We start from the raw sequence: 25,193 nt of genomic DNA, 5'->3' as shown, positions 1-25,193 counted from the left end.
CGGCGGTTGTGGCGGCGCATAGCCGTGGCCGTGCATGGCTGCTCCTGGTACGTGAAGAATCGGGTGCGGATTCGAGCGTATAGGCCGACCGCGGGAAGCGGTCCCGGGTTGTACCGAACCGTTGTCGTACTGGTCACGCCCGCGCGCCGGGCTCCGGTTGCGTCACTCCGGCGGAAGCGTGCCGTCCGTCAGTCCGTCGTGCAGACCGCGCACCAGACGCTCCCCCAGCCTGCCCGCGAGGCGCAGGGCGTCCTCGAACGCGGCGAGCTCACGGAAGCGTGCGCTGTAGCCGCGCTGTCCGGCGAGCGGAAGCCGGGGCAGCTGGAGGCGGCGTACGTCGAGCCGTGCCGATGTGGAGGCGTAGCTGCTGGCCTGCCGGTGGTTGGCGGTGCCGCGCAGGAACCCGGCGAGGAACCAGGGGTCGAGGGCGGCCGGGTCGGGACGCAGCAGGGTCAGGCCGCGGCCGAGCGCGGCGCCCGCCGTGGTCCCGTCGACGACGCGGGCCACCGCGCCGCCGCCGAGGACGGGGACGACGACATCGCCGGGTTCGGTCAGGACGGCGGGTTCTTCGTCCGTGCCGTCGTGGCCGGTGCCCGACGGTGCGGTGCCCGCGAGCACGTCGTGGTCGGTGAGGACGGGCACGCCGTCGGGGCCGGTGCCGGTGCCCGTGTGCAGCAACAGGGCGCCCGCGCGGGCCAGTTCACCGACGGTGGTGAGCGTCCGCCGCGCACGGTCGTCGTCCGCGGTCCGTTCGACGTCCCGCGGCGCGAGGTCGGCGGCCCTGCGCAGCGCTTCGCCCAGGCCGTCCCGTACGGTCGCGAGCTCCACGGTGCCGCCCTCCGCGGCGGGCGGCGGCAGCCTGCGTGCGGGCGCCAGGTCGACCTCGTCGTCGAGGAGTTCGAGCACCGGCACGGCCCTGGCCGCACCGGGCCGCTCCTGCGCCGTGCCGTGCCGGTCGAAGTGCCGCCAGAGGTCGAGCACGGTGTCCTGCAGGGCGGGCCACAGCTGCTTGTCCCTGCCGTCGGCGGCGGGCAGGCCCGCCGCCTCCACGAGGAGCAGCTCGGGGGCCGGGGGCGCACCGGCGGCGGGCCTGCGCAGGACCCAGACGTGCAGGGGCAGGTTGTACGGCGGGGCCGCCCCGGCCGGCAGCGCGATCACGGCCCGCAGCGCGCCGCGGCGCAGCAGGTCGGCGCGGATGCGGCGGCCCGAGCGGCGGGACGCGGCGGCGGGCGGCATCAGGAGGACGGCGGTGCCGCCGTCGACGAGGCGGGCCAACGCGTGCTGGACCCAGGCGAGTTCGGACTCGGCGCGGGCCGGGAAGCCGTACTCCCAGCGGGCGTCGTAGGCCAGTTCGCCGTGGCCCCAGTTGCGTTCGTTGAACGGCGGGTGGCAGAGCACGGCGTCGGCCCTGCGGTCCTCGTAGGCGTCGGCGCGCAGGGTGTCGGACGCCATGCTGCGCACGGTCGCGTCGGAGTGCAGGGCGAGGCGCAGCGCGGTGAGGGCGGCCAGTTCGGGCGCGCTGTCCTGGCCGTACAGGTACTGGCCGGGGCGCGGCGCGACGGCCCGCAGCAGGGCGCCGGTGCCGCACGCGGGGTCGAGGACGGTGCGGGCGGGTGCGGTGGTCCCGGCGAGCCGGGCCATCAGCTCGGCGGGGCCCGCCGGGGTGAGCGTGTACTGGCGCGGGTTGGCCTCGATGTGCCGGCCGAGCAGGAACTCGTACGTCTGCTGGGCGCCGAGTTCCGCGGCGAGTTCGGCGACGCCGCGCAACAGCGGGACGGACGGCAGGAGTTCGGCGGCATCGGGGACGCGCACGGCCCGCTCGCGGCGCACCCCGAGCCGAGGCGTCACCGCCTCGTCCAGCTCGCCGGGCAGGAGTTGGGCCATCCGCTCGTCGGACACCGCGCTGGCCGCGAGCCAGGCGGGCGGCCTGTCGCGGACGAGGAGCAGGGCGCAGCCCGCGTGCAGCAGGGCGGTGACGGGGCCCGCCGGGTGTCCGGCGAGCCGCTGCCAGACGCGTTCGCGGAGCGGGACCTCGACGAGCTTGCCCTGGGCGCGCAGCCAGCGTTCGACGTCGGCGAGCGCGAAGGAGGGGCTGGTCTCGGTGCCGCCGACCGGCTTGGGGAAGTCGCCGTGTCTGCGGCGCCAGTTGCTGACCGCGGCGCGGCCGACTCCGGCGAGCCGGGCGATTCCGGCGGCGGTGACCTCGGTGGCGTCGTCCGGCGACGTCATCTGGCAGCTCCCCTCGTGCGCGGGGTCAGTCGCGCGGCGTCGAGCATACCCAGCGATCAGCCGCACGGGGTGCTTCACGGCCGTGAACCCACACTCCACAGGCAACCGTGTTGACTCGGTTCACACACTCCTGTTGTGATGTCCCCATCGAACGACTTCCCTGGGGGGATCTCCATGCGTCATCACCTGCGCTCACGCCGTACCGCGATCGCGGCGGTCTGCCTCGCCACCGCGGCGACCGTCGGCCTGACGGCCTGCGGCACCGAGACGAAGAAGGACGGGGCCACCGCCGCGAAGCCGAAGGAGCCGTTCGCCGGGATGTCCGGCGGCGACATCGCCGAGAAGGCCATCAAGGCGACCACCGGCGCCGCGTCGCTCCGCATCAAGGGCGAGGTTGCCGACGACTCGTCCGGCCCCCTCCGGATGGACCTGGCCCTCGACACCAAGGGCACCTGCACGGGCACGATGGGCACCGCCAAGGAGGGCTCGATCGAGCTGATCATCCCGGGCGACGTCGCCTACATGAAGTACGACGAGAAGTTCCTGCGCGCGCAGAGCAAGGGCGAGCCCGCGGCCGATGTCCAGGCGAGCATCGACATGATGGCGGACCGCTGGCTGAAGACGAAGGTGACGAGCACCGACGCGAAGGAGATCGCCGGGTTCTGCGACCTCGACGCCCTGCTCTCCGAGTTCAAGGACACCGGCTCCACGGCCCGCAGGGGCGGGACGACCACGGTCGACGGCACCCCGGCGATCAAGCTCACCGAGAACGACGGCGGCGACAAGTACACGATCTACGTCGCCACCAAGGGCAAGCCGTATCTGCTGAAGGTCGACAAGGCCACCACAGGGAAGCCGGAGGGCCTCGTGTTCACCGACTACGACAAGCCGGTCAAGGCGACGGCGCCCACCGGGGACGTCCTCGACCTGGACAAGCTGGGCGGCTGACCGCGCGTCACAGCACGTGCCGGACCCATACGTTCGGTTCGACGTACACCGCGTAGCCGCGGGCGAGTTCGCAGTGCACCGGCACCAGCGCGCCGGGCACCTCGACCTCGCCCTCCGCGTCGAAGGGCAGCCCGGTCCACTCGCGCCACTGCGCGGTCGACCCGGACACCGTCATCGAGGCGTGCGCGACCTTCTCGATGACGCCGCCCGCCCGCACGTGCACCCGCAGCCACGGGTCGTGCGGCAGGCCGTCCTCGCGGGTGCGGTACGCGTACTCGTCGATCAGCGCGGCCGGTTCGAGGTGCTTGGCGTTGGGGCGCACGGGCGCGACGACCTCGGTGAAGCCGCGGGCGCGGGCGTTCTCCCGCATCGCCGTGAGCATCCGCCCCGAGACGCCCTTGCCGCGCACCGACTCGTCGACGGTGATCTCGATGGCGCTGACCGTGTCCGTCTCCTTGCCGTGCCGGAGGTCGGAGAAGGCCCACAGGAGGGCCTGGTCCCAGCCTCCGTCCGGGAGCTCGCCTCCGCGGGCCCGCAGGGCGAGGGGCACGCTGAAGCCCCTGGACACGACCTTGCCGTCCTGGTCCGTGGCGACCAGGACGTACTCCGGGAGGTCTGCGACGATCCTGCCGATCAGGGACCAGCCGACCGGGTCGTGGAGGATGAACTCGGGCCAGTCCTCTGCCATGTGCCAGAGCGGATCTGCCAGTTCTGGCCTCTCGGCGAGGGTGGTGATCTTCAGGTCCATGTGTCGCACGGTATGCGCTTCGCTGAAGGGCGGCCAATGGTTTGTCTGCGGGTTCGTCGAGGCTGGGCGCGCCCACGCGGCGGAGCCGCATATCGATACAGCCCCGCGCCCCTTGCGGGGCCCGTGGATCAGCGGGCGTGGAAGCGCGGTGGGGCCAGCGTCGGGGCCGACCCCGACGGCAGCCTCTCGTCCGGGCACGTGGTCAGGACCTTCTTCATCGCGTCGCGTTCCGCTGACGTCACCCACACCCCGTACTTCTTCTTCACCGCGACCTGTCCGGCCACGTAGGTGCAGCGGTACGCCTTGTTCGGGGGGAGCCAGGTGGCGGTGTCGCCGTCGCCCTTGCTGCGGTTGGGGCGGGCGTCCACCGCGATGAGGTTGAGCGGGTCGTTGGCGAAGGCGATGCGCTTGCTCGGTGCCCACTGGAAGGCGCCCTTCTGCCAGGCGTCCGAGAGGGCGACGAGGTGGTCGATGTCGACCTGGCTGCGGCCGCGCCGGAAGGACACGTCCTTGCCGGTGTACGGGTCGGGCGCGAGTGTTCCCGCCGCCACCCGGCAGTCCCCGCCCTGGTAACTGACGTCCTTCAGGTCGCGCTTGAGGATGTCGTCCCTGGTGGGGCAGCCGTTGGAGTCCGTGTCGGCCCAGGCGCTGCCGAACCGGCTCCGTTCGTAACCGGTCTTGGGCGCCCGGCCCTTGACGGTGAGCGTGTCGACGGCGGCCAGTGCGGAGCCCGCCTTCGCGTCGGGCCCCGCGGCGCCGCCCTCCTCCTTGTCCTTGGTGCCGAGTTCGCAGCCGGTGAGCAGCACGGGGACGGCGATCAGGGCCAGCAGGGCCGCGGTGGTGCGTCGGTTCATCGGGCGGCCACCGTGTCGCCGAGGGCGAGCGGGGCGGGCGTCACGATGTCCGCGTAGATCCCGATGCACATGCCGCGCGCGGCGGTGAGGGTCTTCAGGATGCGGCCGTCCGCGGGCAGGCCGGTCTGGGCCTGGGTGGTCATGACGCAGCGCGCGACGCGCTGGGTGACGCGCAGCCGCAGCGGGCCCGCCGCCCCCGCGCCGCCGATGGTGAGTTCGCGGCCGACCCAGCTCTCCTCGATCCATGGCTCGTCGGTCTCCACCACGATGTTCTTGCGCAGCCGCCGTACGTCGACGGGGTCGGCGTCGCCGAGCAGGTCGCCGAGGCCGCGCAGGGACGCGGTGCCGACGAGGGAGACCGCGGCGAGGTCCTGGTGGCTCGCCCCGTCCTCGCGCGCCAACTCGGCGCCCTCTCCGAAGCGTTCGGGGATCCGGGGGTCGCCGGGGCGCAGCGTCTCGCCGTCCGGCGCGGTGACGACGGGGGTGCCGTCCGCGTCGTACGCCGCACGGTGTTCGAGCAGTCCCGTCACCCGGCGGAAGCGGCGGTTGTTCTTCCCGCTGGCCAGCTTGCCGTCGGTGAACCGCAGGGCCCACAGCCGGTCCCCGACGGCGCCCCGCGCGTCGAAGCCGAGCCGCTCGTGCGCCACCCCGAGCATGGATTTCACCGGAAAACTGTTCAGCCCCACGACTGTGAGCGGCACTGCGCTCTCCCTCCCCTGGGCGGACTCATGCCACCACCACGGTATCGACCAAGTGGTCCAGACCATATCTCCCCTCAGCAAGCAAAGCGGACACCTCGGACGTATCGTCGATCGTGCATCCCCTCCCCCGCCCGCAAGGAGCTCTCCGCATGGGCATCTTCGACAAGTTCAAGGACCAGGCCCAGGACAAGGCCAAGGACATCTCGGACGCCGTGGCAGAAGAGGTCAACGAGAAGACCGGCGACAAGTACGCCGACCAGGTCGACAAGGCCAAGCAGCAGGCGAACGAGCGGCTCGGTCTCGGCGAGGACAAACCGGAGGACCAGCAGCCGTCCTGACCCCGCACGCCACCTCGCACACCGTCGGTTGCCCCAGGGCATTACCCCTGGGGTAATCGACCGCTCTCCCCCGCCACGGCAAGCTCATGCACATCGAGGGCCCGCCCCGGGCCGAGCACCGAGGGAGAGCACCATGACCGCCAAGTCCCCTTCCGCCACCACGGCTTCCGTCGCCGACGCCACCCGCGCCACCGTCCAGGAGTTCCTCACCGCCCGCATGGCGGGGGACGTCGCCCGGATGACCGAGATCTTCGCCGACGAGGTCGACTGGCTGCTCGCCGAGAACCCCGTCGTCCCGTGGATCCGGCCGCGCTCCACCGGCGCCGAATGCGCCACGCAGGCCGCGGAGATGGCGCGGTACACGGTCCCCGAGGACTCCCGCGCCACGGTCGACACCTTCCTCGTCGACGGCACCGACGCGGTCCTGATGGGCCACCTCTCGGGCACGGTCCGCGCCACGGGCAAGTCCTTCGAAGGCCCCTTCGCCCTCCGCCTCACCGCCGAGAACGGCCGGATCACCCGGCACCACCTCTACGAGAACAGCCTGTCGGTCGCGGCGGCGTGCACCCCCGCGACCTGACAGCGGCAGGACGCGGGCTACGACCCGAGGACCGACGTCAGGAACTCCCCCACCCAGCCGAGCAGTTCGCGCCCGACCAACGGCTTGCCGCCGACCTTCGCGGTCTTGGGGCGGGGGACGAGGACCTGGTTCGCGGCCGGCTTGATGACCGTGCCGGGGTAGAGGCGCTTGAGCCTGAGCTCCTGGGACTCGCGCAACTCCACAGGGGCGAAGCGGATGTTGTTGCCCTGGAGCACGATCTCGCCGACGCCGCACGCCCGGGACAGCATCCGCAGGCCCGCCACCAGGAGGAGGTTCTCCACCGGCTCCGGCAACTTGCCGTAGCGGTCGGTGAGTTCCTCGCGGACGGACGCGATGTCCTCCTCCGTGTTGGCGGAGGCGATGGCGCGGTAGGCCTGCAGGCGCAGCCGCTCGCCGGGCGCGTAGTCGTGCGGGACGTGCGCGTCGACGGGCAGCTCGATCTTGACCTCCAGGGGCGGCTCCTCCTCCACGCCGCCCTCCAGGGACGCGCGGTAGTCGGCCACCGCCTCGCCCACCATGCGGACGTAGAGGTCGAAGCCGACGCCCGCGATGTGGCCCGACTGCTCGCCGCCGAGGAGGTTTCCGGCGCCGCGGATCTCCAGGTCCTTCATCGCGACGTACATGCCCGCGCCCATCTCCGTGTGCTGGGCGATCGTCGCGAGGCGCTCGTGGGCGGTCTCGGTGAGGGGCTTCTCCGGCGGGTAGAGGAAGTAGGCGTAACCGCGCTCGCGGCCACGGCCGACGCGGCCGCGCAGCTGGTGGAGCTGGGAGAGGCCGAAGTTGTCGCCGCGCTCGACGATCAGGGTGTTGGCGTTCGAGATGTCGATGCCCGACTCCACGATCGTGGTGGAGACCAGGACGTCGAACTTCTTCTCCCAGAAGTCCACCACGACCTGCTCCAGGGCCTGTTCGGACATCTGGCCGTGCGCCGTCGCGATGCGCGCCTCCGGGACGATGTCGCGCAGCCGGGCCGCCGCGCGGTCGATCGACTCGACGCGGTTGTGGATGTAGAAGACCTGGCCCTCGCGCAGGAGTTCACGGCGGATGGCCGCGCCGATCTGCTTCTCCTCGTACGGACCGACAAAGGTCAGGACCGGGTGGCGCTCCTCGGGCGGCGTCGTGATCGTCGACATCTCGCGGATGCCGGTCACGGCCATTTCGAGCGTACGGGGGATCGGCGTCGCGGACATGGTGAGCACGTCGACGTTCGCACGGAGCTTCTTCAGCTGCTCCTTGTGCTCGACGCCGAAACGCTGCTCCTCGTCGACGATGACCAGGCCCAGGTCCTTGAATCTGGTCTCCGAGGAGAACAGGCGGTGCGTGCCGATGACGATGTCGACCGAGCCGTCCTTCAGGCCTTCGAGGGTCGCCTTGGACTCGGTGTCCGTCTGGAAGCGGCTCAACGCCTTCACGTTCACCGGGAATTGGGAGTAGCGCTCGGAGAACGTGCCGAAGTGCTGCTGGACGAGGAGGGTCGTGGGGACGAGGACCGCCACCTGCTTGCCGTCCTGCACCGCCTTGAACGCCGCGCGGACCGCGATCTCCGTCTTGCCGTAGCCGACGTCGCCGCAGATCAGCCGGTCCATCGGGACCGTCTTCTCCATGTCCTCCTTGACCTCGGCGATCGTGGTGAGCTGGTCGGGCGTCTCCGCGTACGGGAAGGCGTCCTCCAGCTCGCGCTGCCAGGGGGTGTCGGGGGCGAAGGAGTGGCCGGGCGCGGCCATGCGGGCCGAGTACAGCTTGATGAGGTCGGCCGCGATCTCCTTGACGGCCTTCTTCGCGCGCGCCTTCGTCTTCGTCCAGTCGGCGCCGCCCAGGCGGTGCAGCGTGGGGGCCTCGCCGCCCACGTACTTGGTGATCTGCTCCAGCTGGTCGGTGGGGATGTAGAGCCGGTCGCCGGGCTGGCCGCGCTTGGCGGGGGCGTACTCCACGACCAAGTACTCGCGCGTGGCGCCCTGGACGGTGCGCTGCACCATCTCGATGTAGCGGCCCACGCCGTGCTGTTCGTGGACGATGTAGTCGCCGGACTCCAGGGTCAGCGGGTCGATCGTCTTGCGGCGGCGGGCCGGCATGCGCTGGCCGTCCTTGCCCGCCGCCTTCTGGCCGGAGAGGTCCGTCTCGGTGAGCACGGCGAGCTTCAGCGCCGGGTCGACGAACCCGAAGTCGATCGAGCCGCAGGAGACATGCACGACGGACGGCGTGAGGCCGGTGAGGTCGGCGTCGTGCCGGGCCGCGATGCCCTCGCCGCCCAGGACCTCGACCGTGCGCGCCGCGGGGCCGTGCGCCTCGGTGACGTACACGACGCGCCAGCCGTCCGCGAGCCAGCCCTTGGTGTCGGCGAGCGCCTTCGCGGTGTCGCCGCGGTACGTCTCCGGGGCGTGCATGCCGAGCTTGAGGGTGTCCTCGTCCAGCTCCTCGTCCGCGGCGAACGGCGAGACCGACCACCACATCATCCCGAGGTCGCTCGCATGGTCACGGACGTCCGCGATGCCCCACAGGGAGGCCGCGCCCACATCGATCGGCGCCTCGCCGCCGCCCGCCGTCGCCGCCCAGCTGGCCTGCAGGAACTCCTGCGACGTCGCCACCAGGTCGGCCGCGCGCGTGCGCACCCGCTCCGGGTCGCAGACCACCGCCATGCTGTTCCTCGGCATGACGTCGAGCAGCAGCTCCATGTCGTCGACCAGGACGGGGGCGAGGGACTCCATGCCCTCGACCGCGATGCCCTCGGCGATCTTCCCGAGCAGCTCGCCCAGTTCGGGGTGCTCGGCGGCGAGCGCGGCCGCCCGCTCCCGCACCTGGTCGGTGAGGAGCAGCTCGCGGCAGGGCGGCGCCCACAGGCCGTGCTCGGCGACCTCCAGGGAACGCTGGTCGGCGACCTTGAAGTAACGGATCTCCTCGACGTCGTCGCCCCAGAACTCCACGCGCAGCGGGTGCTCCTCGGTGGGCGGGAAGACGTCGAGGATGCCGCCGCGGACCGCGAACTCGCCGCGCTTCTCGACCAGTTCGACCCGGGAGTACGCCGCGGCGGCCAGCGCCTCGACGATCTCGTTCAGATCCGTGCTCTGGCCCGTGCGCAGCGCCACGGGCTCCAGGTCGCCGAGCCCCTTGACCTGCGGCTGCAGCACCGAACGCACCGGCGCGACGATCACCGAAACCGGGCCCGTCTCCGGGTCGTCCGTGCTCGGGTGCGCGAGGCGGCGCAGCACCGCGAGGCGGCGGCCCACCGTGTCGGAGCGGGGCGAGAGGCGCTCGTGCGGCAGCGTCTCCCACGAGGGGTAGTCGACGACCCCGTCCGGCGGCAGGATCGTGCGCAGCGCCGCCGCCAGGTCCTCGGCCTCGCGTCCGGTGGCCGTCACGGCGAGCACGGGACGGCCGGACTCGCGGGCCAGGGCCGCCACCGCGAAGGGCCGGGCCGCGGGCGGGCCGACCAGGTCGACGTGCATGCGGTGGCCGTCGGTTGCGGCCTTGACCGCTTCGGCGAGTGCGGAGTCCTTGACGACGGCGTCGAGCAGACCGTGCAGGCTCATGAAGGCTTTCCGTCCAGGTTCCGTGGGAGTTTCAGGGATCCGGCTGCGGTGCGCGGCCGGGCGGGCAACGCGAACCGCCCGGCACGTGTCACGGGCCGGGGGTCTCCAGCGTACGACTCCTCGCCGACGGGCGCGGCTCGTCCCGGCGGCGCCCCGGGGCCGGACCCCGCCCGGGCTCCCGGACAATGTCCCGAAATCACCTGTCCGCGATTTTCTCCGGGGCCGGGTAAACCGGACCGGGATCCCAGGCGTACTGCTTCTGAGACCTGCCGCGACTCCCGCGCGCCGGGAGACCCCAGGGAGACGACCACTTGACCGACGAGGAGTTCGAGGCGTTCTACGCGCACTCCGTGAGACCGCTGGTCGGACAGGTGTACCTGATGACGGGCGACCTCCATGAAGCGCAGGACGTGGTCCAGGAGGCGTTCGTCCGCGCATGGAGCAGGCGGTCCTGGCTCGACCGGGACGCCGGGCCCGAGGCATGGATAAGGACCGTCGCATGGCGGCTCGCCGTCAGCCGCTGGCGGCGGCGCGGCCGGGCCCTGGAGGCCTGGCGGCGGCACCACGGGGAGCGGGCGGACGCCGTGCCCGCGCCGGATCCGGGGACGGTCGCGCTGGTGGCCGCGCTGCGGCAGCTGTCCGAGCGGCAGCGCCGGGTGGCCGTCCTGCACTACGTCTGCGACCTGTCCGTGCAGCAGGTCGCCGCGGAGACCGGCATCGCCGCCGGAACCGTGAAGTCCCATCTCTCCCGCGCCAGGGCGGCCCTCGCACCGCACCTCGACGACGCGTCCACCCCGGAGGCGCACCATGACTGACGCCCGTGACCCCGCCGCCGCGCCGTCGCCCGCGGCGGACGACCCGGTGGCCGCCGCGCTCAAGCGGGCCGCCGCGTCCGGCGGTCGGCTCGCCTCGCCCGCGGCCGTCGGACAGGTGGCCGCGCGGGGCGCGCGCCGACGCCGCCGTACGCTCGCCGCGGGGGCCGCGCTCGCCGTGTGCCTGGTCGCGGGCGGTGTGGCGGTGGCCGCGGTGCGGGTGGGCGGGGGCGGTCAGGTGGGGCCCGCGGTGCCGCCGAGCCCCACGTCGTCGGCGTCGCCGCCGGGGTCCCCCTCGTCGGGGGCGCGGTCCGGGTCTCCCTCGCCGTCGGACTCCCCGTCGGGCACGCCGTCCCACCCGCCATCCTCGTCGGCACCACCCACGACGACACCACGAGCCCCGTAGGGGCGCGGGGAACTGCGCGAGCAACCACGAAAAACCCGCAGACGCAGCTGCGGAACACAGCCCCGCACCTCTGACGGAGCGCCCTCCTGGGACTCCGCCCCGGAGGAATGGCACGCTGGGCCCGCGGCCCGCCCGCACACGTCGCCCCGAACGTACCGGGAGCCGCACCCGGCCCCCGCCCGCCGACCAGAAAGCCAGCCCATGCCCGGAGCCCACCCCGTCACCGCGGCCGCCCCTGAGGCCGACGCCGGGCTCATACCGGCGCGGCCCGGGACCGGGGCCGATGCCGGAGGCGAGCCGAGGCTCCCCTCCGGTTCGAGCACCCGTGTCCTGTGGGACCGCGCCCCCTACCTGCTCGCCCTCGCGCTCTTCGTCGCGTACGCCCTGCTCTCGTACACCCGGTACCGCCGCATGGAGAACCTCTCCTGGGACCTCGGGATCTTCGAGCAGGCCATCCGCGCCTACGCCCACCTCCAGGCGCCCATCGCCCCGCTGAAGGGCGACGGGGCGAACATCCTCGGCGACCACTTCAGCCCCGTCACCGCCCTCCTCGCGCCCGCCTACCGGGTCTTCCCCTCGCCGGTCACGCTGCTCGTGGCGCAGGCCCTGCTGTTCGCTGTCTCCGCCGTGCCCGTGACGCGCGTGGCGATGCGGCTCCTCGGACGCGGCTCCGGGCTCGCGATCGGGATCGCGTACGGGCTGTCCTGGGGGATCCAGCGCGCCGTCGACTTCGACTTCCACGAGATCTGCTTCGCCGTACCGCTGATCGCCTTCTCCCTCGAAGCCGTGCTGCGGCACCGGTGGCGGGCCGCGCTGCTGTGGGCGCTGCCGCTGGTGCTCGTCAAGGAGGACCTCGGCGTGACGCTCGCGGCCATCGCGGCCGTCGTGGCGATCCGGTGCCGCCGCACCTCTCCGAAGACCGTGCCCTACGCCCTCGGCGTCACCGCCTTCGGGCTCGCCGCCGCCCTCGTCACGCTCACGCTCGTCATCCCGGCCTTCAACTCGGGCGGGGCGTACGACTACTGGGACAAGGTCGGCGACGCCGGTGCGACCGCGGGGATGTTCGACGGCACGGGGACCAAGCTGCGCACCCTCGCCTGGCTGCTGATCCCCACCACCGGACTGCTCGCGCTGCGCTCGCCGCTGCTCCTGGTCGCGCTGCCCACGCTCGGCTGGCGCTTCCTCTCCGCCGAGGACCACTACTGGGGCACCGACTGGCACTACAGCGCCGTCCTGATGCCGGTGGTCATGCTCGCCCTCGTCGACGCCGTCGAGCGCGACCGACGCAGCGGGCGGCCGTGGCTGCGCACCGCCGCCGACCGGCTGCCGGCCTGCGCCGCGGCCGCCGCGCTCGCCCTGACGACGTATCTGCCGCTGTCCCGGCTCACCGAGAGCGCGACGTACGAGAAGAGCGGGCAGGTCGTCGCCGTGGAGCGGCTGCTCGGGCGGATCCCGGACGGGGCGACCGTCGAGGCGAACATCGGCCCCATCAGCAGGCTCACCGACCGCACCCGCGTCTACTGGATAGGCGCGGCCCGCCCCGTCGTCCCCGACTATGTGGCGCTCGACGTCCGCTCGGGCTGGACCAAGGACCCCCTCGCGTACGCCAACCAGCTGCACCCGGGCGTCACCTACGTCACCGAGGCCTCCGCACACGGCTACGTCGTCCTGCGCAAGGTGTGAAAACGATCGGTCCCGGCCGGTGCGTGCTGCACCGGCCGGGACCGATTCCCCCGTTCCCCCGTGTCCCCCGGCTCTGTGGTTACTCGGTGGCGATCGCGTTCAGGACGTTCATCCGGCCGGCCCGGAAGGCCGGGACCAGCGCCGCGAACAGGCCCACGAACGCCGACCCGACGAAGACCGCGATGATCGTCGGCCACGGGATCTCCAGGACCTTCAGGCCTTCGAGGGCCAGGAGCTTCTGGGCCGTCGCTCCCCAGCCCATCCCGAGTCCGAGGCCGAGCAGCGCGCCGAAGAGGGCGATGACCACGGACTCCATGCGGATCATGCGGCGCAGCTGGCGGCGCGAGAGGCCGATCGCCCGCATCAGGCCGATCTCACGGGTGCGTTCCACCACCGAGAGGGCCAGGGTGTTCACCACACCGAGGACCGCGACGATGATCGCGAGACCCAGCAGGCCGTAGACCATGTTCAGGAGCTGGCCGACCTGGTCCTTCAGCGTCTGCTTGAAGTCGGTCTGGTCCATGACCTTGTACTGCGGGTACGTGGCCAGGGAGTCCTTCAGGGACTTGTACGCGGCCTCCTGCTGACCCTTGTCGGCGGACGCGAACATGATGTCGTTCTGCGGCATCCGGTCCGCGGGGACGTACCGCTCCAGGGTCGTGATGTTCATGTACATCGCGCCCTTGTCGACCGAGCCCTCCTCCGAGGTGATCGCCGCGAGCTTCAGTTCGGCGGTCCTGCCGTGCTCGAAGGCGACCTTCAGCTCGTCGCCGACCTTCAGGCCGTGCTTCTTCGCGAACTCCTCGCCGACCGACATGGCGTCCTTGCCGTACGCGGCGGACAGCGTGCCCGCGGTCGTCTCGCGGCGCAGGTCCTCGGCGTACGTCGGGTCGGCGGCGCTCAGTCCGACCTCGTCCACGGTCTTGCCGTCGGGCGTCGTCATGTCCGCGTTGATCTGCTTGTAGCGCGTGATGTGGGAGACGTGCTCGGCCTTGCCGAGGGCGTCGGCGGCCTTCTGCGTGATGGAGATGCCGGGCTGCGTGGGCTGCACGATGAAGTCCGCGCCGACCGACTTGTCGAGCTCGTCGGTGGCCGAGGCGACCATCGAGGAGCCGACGACGGAGAGGCAGGCGACCAGGGCGAGGCCGATCATCAGGGCCGCGCCGGTGGCGCCGGTGCGGCGCGGGTTGCGCAGCGCGTTGCGCTCGGCCATCCGGCCGACCGGGCCGAACATCCGCAGCAGCAGCGCGCTGATGACGCGGACCACTCCGGAGGCGAGCACCGGGCCGATGACGACGAAGCCGACGAGGGTGAGGACGACGCCGCCGCCCAGGAACAGCGAGCCTTCGCTCGCCTTGTCGGCCTGCGCCGCGGTGTAGAGGGCGAAGCCGCCCGCACCGGTCAGGACCAGGCCGATGACGGCGCGCAGTGCGCTCGCCCTGCCGTCGGCCGGGGTGCCCGCGTCGCGCAGGGCGGCCATCGGCGAGACCTTGCCGGCCCGTCGTGCGGGGAGGTAGGCGGCGAGGACGGTGACGACGATGCCGAGGACCATGCCGACCACGGGGGTCGTCCAGTTGATGGTGAGGTCGCCGGTGGACAGTTCCATGCCCATGCCGGACATGAGCTTCATCAGGCCGACGGCGAGGCCGATGCCCGCGCCGACGCCGAGGACCGAGCCGAACACGCCGAGCAGCAGGGCCTCGACGAGCACGGAGCGGTTGACCTGCTTGCGGCTCGATCCGATGGCCCGCATCAGGCCGATCTCGCGGGTGCGCTGGGCGACCAGCATCGAGAAGGTGTTGATGATGAGGAAGATGCCGACGAGGAAGGCGATTCCGGCGAAGCCGAGCATCGCGTACTTCATGACGTCGAGGAAGCCGCTGACGGACTTGCGGTTGTCGTCCGCGGTCTCCTTCTGCGTCTTGATGTCGTACGTCTTGGCGTCGGCCAGCGTGCCCGCGACGTTCTTCTGCAGCTGGACGTCGCTGACGCCCGCCGCCGCGGTGAGGTTGACGTGCGTGAACCGTCCGGTGGTGCCGAGGAGTTCGCGCTGGGCGGTCGCGGTGTCGAAGTAGACGATCGCGGCGCCGGGGTTGGTCACCTTGAAGGTGGCGATGCCGGAGATCTTCGCGGTGTGGTCGCCGGTGGCGGTGATCGTGCGCAGCTCGTCGCCGATCTTGAGGTCGTGCTTGTCGGCGGTGTCGGCGTCGATCATCACCTCGGTGGGGCCGCGCGGGGAGTGGCCCGAGGTGATCTCCATCGAACGCAGGTCGTTCTTCGTCCAGTTGCCCGCGATCGTCGGGCCGCCGCTGGTCGGCCCCATGTTCTTGTTCTCGGAGTTGACGACGGTCACGCTCTGGCTGCTGACCGCGCCTTCGGCGGCCTTCACGCCCTGGGCCTTCTCCGCCTCCTGGACCACGGAGGCGGGCATCGACTCGGGCTTGCCGCTGCGGGGCGTGTCGCCCGCGTCCTCGGCGGACTTGGGGGTGACCGTGACGTCCGACGAGGTCGCCGCGAAGAGCTTGTCGAAGGTGGTGCCCATGGTGTCGGAGAAGACGAGCGTGCCGCACACGAACGCCACCGAGAGGACCACGGCCACGGCGGAGAGCGCCATGCGGCCCTTGTGCGCGAAGAAGTTGCGCATCGAGGTCTTGAGGACGGTCATGACGTGCGCCCCCGCGCGTCGAAGGACTTCATGCGGTCGAGGACCTGGTCGGCGGTCGGGTGGTGCATCTCGTCGACGATCCGGCCGTCGGCCAGGTACAGGACGCGGTCCGCGTACGAGGCGGCGACCGGGTCGTGCGTGACCATCACGATGGTCTGGCCGAGCTCGGTCACCGAGCGGCGCAGGAAGCCCAACACCTCTGCCCCGGCACGGGAGTCGAGGTTTCCGGTCGGCTCGTCGCCGAAGATGATCTCGGGCCGGGACGCGAGCGCGCGGGCCACGGCGACGCGCTGCTGCTGACCGCCGGACAGCTCGGTGGGGCGGTGCTTGAGGCGTCCCGCGAGGCCCACGGTCTCCACGACCTGGTCGAGCCAGCCGCGGTCGGGCTTGCGGCCCGCTATGTCCATCGGGAGCGTGATGTTCTCGATGGCGTTCAGGGTGGGCAGGAGGTTGAACGCCTGGAAGATGAAGCCGATCCGGTCCCTGCGCAGCTGGGTGAGCTTCTTGTCCTTGAGGCCGGTGATCTCGGTCTCGTCGAGGAAGATCTGCCCGGAGGACACGGTGTCGAGGCCCGCGAGGCAGTGCATCAGGGTCGACTTGCCGGAGCCCGAGGGGCCCATGATCGCGGTGAACTGCCCGCGGGCGATGTCCACATCGATGTGGTCGAGCGCGACGACGCGGGTCTCCCCCGAGCCGTACGCCTTCACGACCTGGCGTGCTCGTGCCGCCACGGCCGTACGCCCGCCAGTGCCCCCGTGCCTGGGTGTGGTTACAGCCGTTGTCACGGTACGTCTCCTATGTCGGTCATGCGGTGGTGCGCATGGGTACGTCGATCGGCTCGCATGGGTGTGCTTCGCGCTTCAAGTCTGCTGTCGAGAGGGGGCTCGGCGCGCTGGTGCAGAACTCAGTCTTCTAGTGGGGAAAACCCCACCCCCGTTGGTGTGGCCCGACGTCTCGCCGGTGCGGCGCCGCGTCGTAAAGACAATCTAAGAACCGGCCGGGGCCCTTCTCGTCCTCCAGGGGGACGAAGCACCCCCGGTCCGAAGTACGGAGGTTCCCCTAGGGGATCTCCACCCGCCGGTGGAGCGCATCTCGGGGTGACTCCACCCCCCGGTCGCGACCGGCGCCGGCCCAACCCCGCCTCACCTGCCGTGATTCCGTCCACCCGGTCATGCGCCCCTCCCCTCACGGCACCCCGGGTGAGATGGTGGCCCGCAGCAACCGGTGCAGGGGGAAGGGACTTTCGTGGACGCGCAGGACGCGATACGGGGCCGGGGCGCGGTCGTCGCCGCACTCATGCTCGCCATGGCGCTCGTCGCCCTGGACTCCACCATCGTGTCGACCGCGGTGCCGCAGATCGTCGGCGACCTCGGCGGCTTCTCCGTCTTCTCCTGGCTCTTCTCCGGCTATCTGCTCGCGGTCACCGTCACCCTGCCCGTCTACGGCAAGCTCTCCGACACCTTCGGCCGCAAGCCGGTCCTCATCGCGGGCAGCATCGTCTTCCTCATCGGCTCGGCGCTCTGCGCGAGCGCCTGGAACATGGGCGCGCTCATCGCCTTCCGCGTCGTCCAGGGCCTGGGCGGCGGCGCCCTGCAGGGCACGGTCCAGACGCTCGCCGCCGACCTCTACCCGCTGGAGCAGCGCCCCAAGATCCAGGCGAAGCTGTCCACCGTGTGGGCGATCTCCTCGGTCGCGGGCCCGGCGCTCGGCGGCCTGATCGCCTCGTACGCGGACTGGCGCTGGATCTTCCTGATCAATCTGCCGGTCGGGGCCGTCGCGCTCTGGCTCGTCGTACGGCATCTGCACGAACCCGAACGGGCCGCGGCGCCCCGGTCGCACATCGACTGGGCGGGCGCCATCGCCGTCTTCGCCTGCGGCGGCGTCCTGCTCACCGCGCTGGTCCAGGGCGGGGTCGCCTGGCCCTGGCTCTCGGCGCCCTCGCTGGCCCTGTTCGGCACCGGCAGCGCCCTCGTCGCCGCCGTCGTGGTGATCGAGCGGCGCGCGAAGGAGCCGGTCATCCCCGGCTGGGTGTGGCGGCGGCGGACCATCGCCGCGGTCAATCTGGCGCTCGGCGCGCTGGGTCTCGTGATGGTCGCCCCGACCGTGTTCCTGCCGACGTACGCACAGTCGGTCCTGCAACTCGCGCCCATGGCCGCCGGGTTCGTGCTCTCCACGATGACCCTGAGCTGGCCGGTGTCGGCCGCCCTGAGCCAGCACGTGTACCGCAGGATCGGCTTCCGCAACACCGCCGTCGGCGGCGGCTGCGCGGCGGCCCTCGTCCTCTTCGCCTTCCCGCTGCTCCCCTACCCCGGCTCGGCCTGGCAACCCGCCCTGCTCATGCTCCTGCTCGGCGCGGCGCTCGGCCTCTTCCAGCTCCCGCTGATGGTCGGCGTCCAGTCCACCGTCGGCTGGGCCGAGCGCGGCACGGCCACCGCGTCCGTGCTGTTCTGCCGGCAGATCGGCCAGACCCTGGGCGCGGCCCTGTTCGGCGCGGTGGCCAACGGCGTGCTGTCCGCGCGCCTCGGCGGGGCGGGGTCGCTGGACTCGGTGGCGCGCTCCCTGGACGAGCCGGGCGCGGTGGCCGACCCGGAGCGGCTGCGGCGGGCCGTGCACGCGGCGGTCGACGCGGTGTACGTGGGCGCGGGGTGCGCGGCGGCGCTCGCCCTGCTCGTCCTCCTGTTCGTGGCGCCCCGGCGCTTCCCGGTCCTCCAGGAGAAGCAGGAGAAGCAGGGGAAGCCGGAGAAGCAGGAGCAGCCCGAGCAGCCCGAGCAGCCCGAGCAGCAAGAGCGGCCGGAGCAGCAACAGGACTCCCAGCAGGAGCAGTTGACCCGCACGCCCCCTGCGTCTCCCGCCGCACCCACCTCCCCCACGCCCCCTTCACCCCCCGCACAACAGGCCGACTGACCGGTTCGCGGAAAACCCCGCACACCTCCCCTACTTGCGAGTAACGTCTCGGCTCCCCTCGCTCCCTGCGGTCCGCACCTGCGGACCGAACGCCGCGCAAGGAGAACCGGGATGACCCACCCTCCACACCAGTCACCCGAACCGCACCTCGGCCACGAACCGCACCTCACCTACCCCTGGCAGCCCCCGCCCGCGCCCCCGCAGCCGCCCCCGCCCCGCCTCCCCCGCCACCCGGCACCGGGCCGCCACAGCGACCTGCGCATCCTGCGCCGCGCCTACCGCGTCCAGCGCCGCGTCGCCGCCCTCACCGCGCTCGGCTACTTCACGCTCTTCCTCGCCCTCTCGGCCTTCGCCCCCGCCCTGATGACTGGCACGGTCACCGGCGGCCTCTCCACGGGACTGCTGATCGGCCTGTGCCAGCTGCCCGTCACGGGCCTCGCCGTGCTCCTGTACGAGCACACGGCGCGCCGGGGACTCGACCCACTGGCCCACCGCCTGCGCAGACAGGCCGAGTTGACGTACGGAGCGGGCGGCGGAGGCCGCCCGTGAACGCCGACACCCAGACGATGTCACTGCTGGCCTTCACCGCCGCGGCCACCCTCACGCTCCTGCTGTGCGTCATGACCGGACCCGACCGGGACGACCTCGACGAGTTCTACACCGGCTTCGGCGCGCTCTCGCCGATGCGCAACGGCCTCGCGATCGCGGGCGACTACATCTCGGCGGCCACCGTGCTCGGCACCGGCGGCGTGATCGCGCTCCTCGGGTACGACGGTGTGGTGCTCGCCCTGAGCACGGCGCTGTCCCTGACCCTGCTGATGTTCCTGCTCGCCGAACCCCTGCGCAACGCGGGCCGGTTCACCATGGGCGACGTGCTCGCGCGCCGCACGCCGGGCCGCGCGGTCCGGGTCGCCGCGTGCGCGGCGACCCTGGCGGCCCTGCTTCCCCTGATGCTGGTCCAACTGGCGGGCGCGGGCGACCTGTTGTCGTTCGTCCTGGGCTTCTCCGGCGAGGGCGTGAAGACCGGCTGCGTCGTCGCGCTGGGCGCCCTGATGATCGGCTACGCGGCGATCGGCGGCATGAAGGGCACCGCCCTCATCCAGATCCTCAAGATCGTCACGCTGCTCGGCTCCGGCGCGGTGGTCGCCGTACTGATCCTGCGCCGCTTCGACTGGGACCCCGGCGCCCTGCTCGCGGCCGCGCGGGACGGCAGCGGGGCGGGGCCCGCCTTCCTCCGCTCCGGCCTGCAGTTCGCCGAGAGCCCCAACCCCCGCCTCGACATGATCAGTTCGGAGCTGACGGTGGTGCTCGGCGGCGCCGCGCTGCCGCACGTCACGATGCGGATGTACACGGCGCGCTGCGCCCGCGAGACCCGCCGCTCCATGTCCTGGGCGGTGGCCTGCGTGTCCCTCTTCGTCCTCGTCATCACCGTCGTCGGCTTCGGCGCGACGGCACTGATCGGCAGGGCGGCGATCGCGAAGGACGACCCGCAGGGCAACACCGCGTATCTGCTCGGCTCCCGGGCCGCGTTCGGCGCCGACATCTCGACGGCGGAGACCCTGCTCTTCACCACCGTCACCACGGCCCTGTTCCTGACCCTGCTCGCGTCGGTGGCCGGGATGATCCTCGCCTGCGCCAACTCCCTTGCCCACGACGTCTTCGCGAGCGGCCGGGATCTCTCCGCCCGCCGCGAGATGAGACTGGCCCGCGCCTCCGCGCTCGCCATAGGAGTCCCCGCGATCCTGCTCGCGGTCCTGGTCGAGGACCACAACCTGCAGCCGCTGGTCACCCTCTCGTTCAGCCTGGGCGCATCGGCCCTGGCCCCCGCCCTGGTCTACAGCCTGTTCTGGCGCCGCTTCACCCGCACGGGACTGCTCTGCACCCTGCTCGGCGGGACACTCGGCTCCGTGGTCCTGATGACGGGCACCAACCTGGTCTCGGGCGCGCCGCACACGGCCTTCCCGCACCACGACTTCACCTGGTTCCCGTTCACGACGCCGGGCCTGGTCTCCATCCCCCTCGGCTTCTTCCTCGGCTGGCTCGGCACGAGACTCTCGGGCCGGGCCGAAGCCGAGGAACAACGACGCCAGTACGAGGCGGTGGAGGGCCTGATCCTGGCGGGTGCGGTCAGCCGAACTGGCCGGGCCGATAGTCGCCCGCGGGCAGCTGGATCATGACGTTCACACGGTTGTAGACGTTGATGACGGCGATCAGGGACACCAGGGCGGCGAGCTGGTCCTCGTCGTAGTGCTTGGCGGCGTTCGCCCACGCCTCGTCCGTCACGCCACCGGCCGCGTCCGCGATGCGGGTGCCCTGCTCCGTCAGCTCCAGGGCGGCACGCTCGGCGTCGGTGAACACCGTGGCCTCGCGCCAGGCCGCCACCAGGTTGATGCGCACCGAGGTCTCCCCGGCGTGCGCGGCGTCCTTGGTGTGCATGTCGGTGCAGAAGGCGCAGCCGTTGATCTGGCTGGCACGGATCTTCACCAGCTCCTGCGTGGCGGCCGGCAGGGTCGAGTCGGCGATCGCCTTGCCGGCCGCGTTGATGTGCTTCACGACCTTGCCCACGACCTGGTTCTCGAACAGGTTCAGACGAGCTTCCATGATCGGCTCCTATGCCTTCAGTGTCTGCCGGGCCTTCGCCGGTGGCTACACCTGCTTGACGGAGCGGATCGCGGAGATGTGACACGAGGCTTTGTGACGCGCGTCTCAGGGGAGCGCCCCGAAGGGGCGCGGGGCTGTGACACATGCGGCTCCGCCGCGTGGGCGCGCCCAGCCACAACGCACCCGCAGCAACGAACCGTCCTCGCTCAGGGCGCCTCCTCCGCGGGCGCACGCCCGGTCAGCGCAGCGAGACTGCTGCGTACGTGATCCATGTGCGCCCGCACCTCATCCCACTCCTCGCCGTGCTCACGCAGCACCCGCTCCGTCTCGCGCGAGATCCGCTCCTCGCGCAGCGTCGCCTCCGCGATCACCTCGGCGCCGCGCGCCTCGGCGTCCTCCTGGCGGTGCCGCGCGGACTCCGTCGCCTCCGCGATGCCCCGCTTCGCCTCGGCGAGCCGGGCCTCGGCCGCGGCGACGAGCTCCGCCTCGCGGGCCTGGAACGCCGCCTCGCGCTCGGCGATCTCCCGCTCGGCGGCCTCCCAGCGCTCGGCGTGCTCCTTCTCCTGGTCGGCGAGGAGCCCCGCGGTGCGCTCCCGCATCTCCCGGAGCGCGGCGAGCGCCTCGCCGCGCCACTCCTTGACGTCCCGCCGGGCGCCGACGCGGGCGTCGTCGGCGGTGGCGCGGTCCGCGAGCAGCCGCTGCCCGGCCCGCTCCTCGGCGTCGGCGCCCACCCGGTCCGCGTACGCCCTCGCGGCCCCGCCGACCTCGCGGGCCTGCGCCTCGGCCTCGTCCGTGACGCGCTGCGCGTCGGCCTCCGCCGCGGCGCGCACGGCGGCCGCCTCCGTCTCGGCGAGCGCCAGGATCTGCCGGGCCCGGTCGCCGAGCGTCTCGTACGTCTGGGGGGCGAGCCGCGACACCGCGTCCCTCAGGTGCTCGGCCTCGGCCTCCATGTCCTTGGCGAGGACGGTCAGCCGGGCGGCCCGCTCCCACGCCCCGTCCCGCTCCTGGGAAAGACCGGCGGCGAACGCCTCCACCTGCTCGGGACGGTAGCCGCGTCCGCGCACGGTGACGAAGCCGTGCGGCGACGACGATGCACCGCTGCTGCTCATCCTTGGATCCCCTCTCCGACGTACCTCACGCGTACAGCGCGATTGGCGCACATCTTGATGGATCAAGCGGAAGCGCTCATAACGCGACACTCCGCCCACCCCACCCGGTCAAGGATGCGTCAATTGGCGTCAGAAGTCGGAATCGGGGTGTCATTTCTGAGCGCTTCGAAGAGCTGATCGGCCTTGACCTGGTCCCACACGACGACATCGCCGACCCCGGCGATCTCCGGTTCGCTCGCCACGGGCACGGTCGTGGTGGTCCCCGAACCGCTGGACAGCCCCTCCATCTCGAACCCCATATGGGCCAGCGTCCCCACCCCGGTGTCCTTGTCGACGGTGAGCGCGTCGAGCGAGGCGCTCAGGAACGGGATCAGGTTCCACGGCGGAAGCAGCACCGACACGCTCACCGCCTTCTTCGCGACCGCGCTCACCAGCTGCTGCTGCCGCCTGACCCGCCCCAGATCGCCCTGCGGATCGGAGTACCTGGCCCGCACGTACTGCAGCGCCTGCACCCCGTCCATGTGCTGACACCCGCCGTCGAAGTCCGCCCCCGACTTCTCGTCGTGCAGCCCGCCGTCGGGCACGCAGATCGTGACGCCGCCCAGCGCGTCCACCACGTCCACGAAGCCGAGGAAGTTCACCTCGGCGTAGTGGTCGACGCGCAGCCCGGTGGCCTGCTCCACGGTCCGGGTGAGCAGCGGCGCGCCGCCGAGCGCGTACGCCGAGTTGATCTTCCCCTTGCCGTGCCCGGGGATGGCGACGTACGAGTCCCGCGGGATCGACACCAGCGAGGGCCCGCTGTCCCCGTAGTGCAGAACCATGATCGTGTCGGTGTTCAGCCCCTGGTCGTTGCCGACATGCAGCTCCTTGCGCTGTTCGGGGGTGAGCGAGGAGCGGCTGTCGGAGCCGACGAGCAGCCAGTCGGTGCCCTTGCCCTGACCGGGCCTGCTCTCGTACTCCGTGAAGGCGTCGGTGGTCCGCAGACGTGAACCGGCCCAGAAATACAGGCCGGTTCCGTACGCGGCGACGAGCACGACCAGCACGAGCAGGCTCAGCGCGACCCGCTTGGGCCAACGCCGCCCGCCCGCCCGCGAACCCTTGTCTGCCATGCCCGCATGATCGGGGCGCCCGACTGATTACGCAGGTCGAGCGCCCCTTCAGGGGCGCGGGGAACGGCGCGGTCTTTCAGGGGCGCGGGGAACTGCGCGACCAGCCACGACGAACCCGCAGCCAACCAGCTACAGCAACCCGTCCCACATCTGCTCAAGAAGCACGGACCACCAACTCTCCGGCGAAGCCAAAGCGGCAGCGTCCAGCGCGGCAAGCTGATTCTGGAAGTCCACCGTCCACCGTCCGGCCTGCTCTTGATTGAGACCGAACCGCAGCCGCCACATCCGCCCGAGCAGGGCCATGCACCGCGCGAACTCGGGCAGCCCCGTGTTCACGAACTGCGGCGGCACCGGCGCCCCGCCGGGCCCCGCCTCCACCGGAACCGCCACGATGTTCGCCGTGCCGTACTGCACGCACAGCGCGCGGCCGAAGTCGCTGCCCATGACGAGGTACGACCCCGCGTCGGACGCCGGCTGCACCCCCCGCTCCTGCGCAAGCTCCGCCAGCGTCGGCACCGGACGTCCCGGCTGGGCCTGCGCCCAGAAGAACGGCCCGAAGTCGACGGGCAGACCCGCCACCACGAGGGTGTGCGCCACGATGTCCGGCACGCCCTGCCGGGACACCGCGCGCTGATCGAAGCGGAAGAGGCCGGGCCCGAAGGCCGCGGCGAGCTCCTGCCCGATGGCCTCCGGCGGGATCGCCGGGGCGGGCGGCACCTGCTGCAGCGGCGCACGCACCGGCGCGGGCCGCGCGGGCCCGTCCGCCACCTGGTGCAACTCGCCCTGGTGGGCCAGGAGTTGCTGCATGCCTCCCTGGCGGGACGCGTGGTCCTTGCCGTACGGGGCGATGGACGTGATCCGCGCCTGCGGCCAGGTCTCGCGGATCATGCGGGCGCAGTAGGCACCCGGCAGCTCGCAGGACTCCAGCTCCGTGTGGAGTTCCAGGACCTGCTGCGGCGGCACGTTCATGCCGCGCAGCTCGTGCAGGATCTGCCACTCCGGGTGCGGCGTACCGGGCGCCGAGCGGCGGATGAGCTGCTGCTCGGAACCGTCGGCCGCGCGATAGCGCAGCACGGCCTGGTAGCCGGGACCCACGGTGGGCTGCCCCGCGGGCGGCTGCGGATAGCCGTACGGCTGCCCCGGCCCCGGCTGACCGGGCGCGGGCGGCGGCGGCATGCCGGGCGCACCCGGACCACCGACGGCGGGACCGGCCAGCATCGTCGCGGCATGGTGCACCCCGCCACCGGGCGGCTGCGGAGCACCAGGGGCGCCGGGGGCACCGGGCGGCTGGGGCGCACCAGGCGCACCGGGAGCACCCGGCGGCTTGATCCCACCGGGGCCACCGAGGCTCGGGTCGGCGAGCATCGTCGCGGCATGGTGCACACCACCGGGCGGCGTACCACCGGGCGCACCCGGCGGACCAGGCGGCTGCGGCGCACCCGGAGCACCGGGCGGGCCGGGCGGCTGCGGGGCGTTGGGGGTACCGGGCGGCTGAGGTCCATCAGGTCCGAGCGACGAGACGAGCTGCGTCGGCACGTACCCGCCCGCGGGCGTACCCGGCGCACCGGGCCCCGACTGCGGCGGCGCACCACCGGGCGCACCCGGCGGACTGGGAGGCGGCGGCGTACCGGCACCACTCCCCCGGCCGCCCACCGGCCCCTCCGCCTTGCTGGTCGCGGCATCCGCGATGTCCCCGGCACCGGGCGCCCCGGCGGGCTCCGGCGAACTCGCGGGCGACTGCGGGGTGTTGGCGGCGCCAGGGCCCTGCGGGTAGCCGTACGCGGAGGCATCCGGCGGAGGCGGCACCGGCGAACCGGCAGGCGGCTGCGGCGCATTGGCGGCTCCCGGACCCTGCGGATAGCCATACGCCGAAGCATCCGGCGGAGGCGGCACCGGCGAACCCGCAGGCGGCTGCGGCGCATTGGCGGCTCCCGGACCCTGCGGATAGCCATACGCCG

At 72.3% G+C, this 25,193-nt stretch carries 20 protein-coding genes; 9 read left to right on the top strand and 11 right to left on the bottom strand.

What is annotated here, in order from left to right:
• Positions 1-162: 162 nt before the first annotated feature.
• The gene (locus ACFWZ2_RS29805; protein WP_384550868.1) at positions 163-2,229 is read right to left on the bottom strand and encodes an N-6 DNA methylase; all 2,067 of its coding nucleotides are present in this window, start codon (positions 2,227-2,229) and stop codon (positions 163-165) included.
• Positions 2,230-2,403: 174 nt separating this feature from the next.
• Here ACFWZ2_RS29805 and ACFWZ2_RS29800 point away from each other — a divergent pair, with 174 nt between their 5' ends.
• On the top strand, positions 2,404-3,177 hold the full coding sequence (locus ACFWZ2_RS29800) for a hypothetical protein (RefSeq protein WP_384550866.1): 774 nt from the start codon (positions 2,404-2,406) through the stop codon (positions 3,175-3,177).
• Between the two features lie 7 nt (positions 3,178-3,184).
• On the opposite strand, the gene ACFWZ2_RS29795 is transcribed toward ACFWZ2_RS29800, so the two are convergent.
• The 3 genes from ACFWZ2_RS29795 to ACFWZ2_RS29785 all read right to left on the bottom strand — a co-directional run bounded on the left by ACFWZ2_RS29795 (position 3,185) and on the right by ACFWZ2_RS29785 (position 5,480).
• A complete protein-coding gene (locus tag ACFWZ2_RS29795; protein ID WP_384550864.1) occupies positions 3,185-3,925 on the bottom strand; it encodes an N-acetyltransferase in 741 nt (246 codons plus the stop codon).
• 128 nt (positions 3,926-4,053) lie between these two features.
• Complete coding sequence (locus ACFWZ2_RS29790) at positions 4,054-4,779, bottom strand: HNH endonuclease family protein (protein WP_384550862.1); 726 nt, start codon at positions 4,777-4,779, stop codon at positions 4,054-4,056.
• On the bottom strand, positions 4,776-5,480 hold the full coding sequence (locus tag ACFWZ2_RS29785) for an MOSC domain-containing protein (protein WP_384550860.1): 705 nt from the start codon (positions 5,478-5,480) through the stop codon (positions 4,776-4,778). Before ACFWZ2_RS29785 ends, ACFWZ2_RS29790 begins: the two co-directional genes overlap by 4 nt.
• 149 nt (positions 5,481-5,629) lie before the next feature.
• Between ACFWZ2_RS29785 and ACFWZ2_RS29780 the strand changes: the two genes are divergently transcribed.
• Together ACFWZ2_RS29780 and ACFWZ2_RS29775 are read left to right on the top strand one after the other, a co-directional pair.
• Positions 5,630-5,818: an antitoxin gene (locus tag ACFWZ2_RS29780; protein ID WP_384550859.1), complete on the top strand. Its 189-nt coding sequence runs from the start codon at positions 5,630-5,632 to the stop codon at positions 5,816-5,818.
• A 133-nt stretch (positions 5,819-5,951) separates the two neighbouring features.
• A complete protein-coding gene (locus ACFWZ2_RS29775) occupies positions 5,952-6,398 on the top strand; it encodes a nuclear transport factor 2 family protein (RefSeq protein ID WP_384550857.1) in 447 nt (148 codons plus the stop codon).
• A 17-nt stretch (positions 6,399-6,415) separates the two neighbouring features.
• On the opposite strand, the gene mfd is transcribed toward ACFWZ2_RS29775, so the two are convergent.
• A complete protein-coding gene (gene mfd, locus ACFWZ2_RS29770; RefSeq protein ID WP_384550855.1) occupies positions 6,416-9,946 on the bottom strand; it encodes a transcription-repair coupling factor in 3,531 nt (1,176 codons plus the stop codon).
• A gap of 311 nt (positions 9,947-10,257) precedes the next feature.
• On the opposite strand from mfd, the gene ACFWZ2_RS29765 reads away from it, so the two are divergent.
• The 3 genes from ACFWZ2_RS29765 to ACFWZ2_RS29755 all read left to right on the top strand — a co-directional run bounded on the left by ACFWZ2_RS29765 (position 10,258) and on the right by ACFWZ2_RS29755 (position 12,847).
• Positions 10,258-10,761 (top strand): SigE family RNA polymerase sigma factor, encoded by a 504-nt coding sequence (locus tag ACFWZ2_RS29765; RefSeq protein WP_384550853.1) that lies wholly within the window; start codon positions 10,258-10,260, stop codon positions 10,759-10,761.
• The gene (locus ACFWZ2_RS29760) at positions 10,754-11,164 is read left to right on the top strand and encodes a hypothetical protein (protein WP_384550851.1); all 411 of its coding nucleotides are present in this window, start codon (positions 10,754-10,756) and stop codon (positions 11,162-11,164) included. Before ACFWZ2_RS29765 ends, ACFWZ2_RS29760 begins: the two co-directional genes overlap by 8 nt.
• 201 nt (positions 11,165-11,365) lie before the next feature.
• On the top strand, positions 11,366-12,847 hold the full coding sequence (locus ACFWZ2_RS29755) for a DUF2079 domain-containing protein (protein ID WP_384550850.1): 1,482 nt from the start codon (positions 11,366-11,368) through the stop codon (positions 12,845-12,847).
• A 79-nt stretch (positions 12,848-12,926) separates the two neighbouring features.
• Here the strand turns inward: ACFWZ2_RS29755 and ACFWZ2_RS29750 are convergent, their stop codons facing one another.
• Positions 12,927-15,512 (bottom strand): ABC transporter permease, encoded by a 2,586-nt coding sequence (locus ACFWZ2_RS29750; protein ID WP_384550848.1) that lies wholly within the window; start codon positions 15,510-15,512, stop codon positions 12,927-12,929.
• A complete protein-coding gene (locus ACFWZ2_RS29745) occupies positions 15,509-16,297 on the bottom strand; it encodes an ABC transporter ATP-binding protein (RefSeq protein WP_384550846.1) in 789 nt (262 codons plus the stop codon). The genes ACFWZ2_RS29750 and ACFWZ2_RS29745 overlap by 4 nt, the downstream gene beginning before the upstream one ends.
• 511 nt (positions 16,298-16,808) lie before the next feature.
• Here ACFWZ2_RS29745 and ACFWZ2_RS29740 point away from each other — a divergent pair.
• The 3 genes from ACFWZ2_RS29740 (at position 16,809) to ACFWZ2_RS29730 (ending at position 20,593) form a co-directional block, all read left to right on the top strand.
• On the top strand, positions 16,809-18,416 hold the full coding sequence (locus tag ACFWZ2_RS29740) for an MFS transporter (protein WP_384550949.1): 1,608 nt from the start codon (positions 16,809-16,811) through the stop codon (positions 18,414-18,416).
• Positions 18,417-18,527: 111 nt separating this feature from the next.
• Positions 18,528-18,965: a DUF485 domain-containing protein gene (locus ACFWZ2_RS29735; protein ID WP_384550844.1), complete on the top strand. Its 438-nt coding sequence runs from the start codon at positions 18,528-18,530 to the stop codon at positions 18,963-18,965.
• 17 nt (positions 18,966-18,982) lie between these two features.
• The gene (locus tag ACFWZ2_RS29730; protein ID WP_384550947.1) at positions 18,983-20,593 is read left to right on the top strand and encodes a cation acetate symporter; all 1,611 of its coding nucleotides are present in this window, start codon (positions 18,983-18,985) and stop codon (positions 20,591-20,593) included.
• Here the strand turns inward: ACFWZ2_RS29730 and ACFWZ2_RS29725 are convergent.
• The 4 genes from ACFWZ2_RS29725 to ACFWZ2_RS29710 form a co-directional block, all read right to left on the bottom strand.
• Positions 20,544-21,017, bottom strand: a complete 474-nt coding sequence (locus ACFWZ2_RS29725; protein ID WP_384550843.1) for a carboxymuconolactone decarboxylase family protein — start codon at positions 21,015-21,017, stop codon at positions 20,544-20,546. The two genes, ACFWZ2_RS29730 and ACFWZ2_RS29725, sit on opposite strands and share 50 nt — an antisense overlap.
• A gap of 206 nt (positions 21,018-21,223) precedes the next feature.
• Positions 21,224-22,126, bottom strand: a complete 903-nt coding sequence (locus tag ACFWZ2_RS29720) for a cellulose-binding protein (protein WP_384550841.1) — start codon at positions 22,124-22,126, stop codon at positions 21,224-21,226.
• 119 nt (positions 22,127-22,245) lie between these two features.
• Positions 22,246-23,235, bottom strand: coding sequence for an LCP family protein (locus ACFWZ2_RS29715; protein ID WP_384550839.1), 990 nt, complete (start codon positions 23,233-23,235; stop codon positions 22,246-22,248).
• A gap of 129 nt (positions 23,236-23,364) precedes the next feature.
• Positions 23,365-25,193: SUKH-4 family immunity protein (locus ACFWZ2_RS29710; protein ID WP_384550837.1), on the bottom strand; the 1,829-nt coding region annotated here is incomplete at its 5' end.

The sequence above is a fragment of the Streptomyces sp. NPDC059002 genome (assembly GCF_042740435.1).
Lineage (GTDB): Bacteria > Actinomycetota > Actinomycetes > Streptomycetales > Streptomycetaceae > Streptomyces.
Note: the sequence above shows the minus strand (reverse complement) of the source record. Positions and strands in the feature narration are given on the sequence as shown.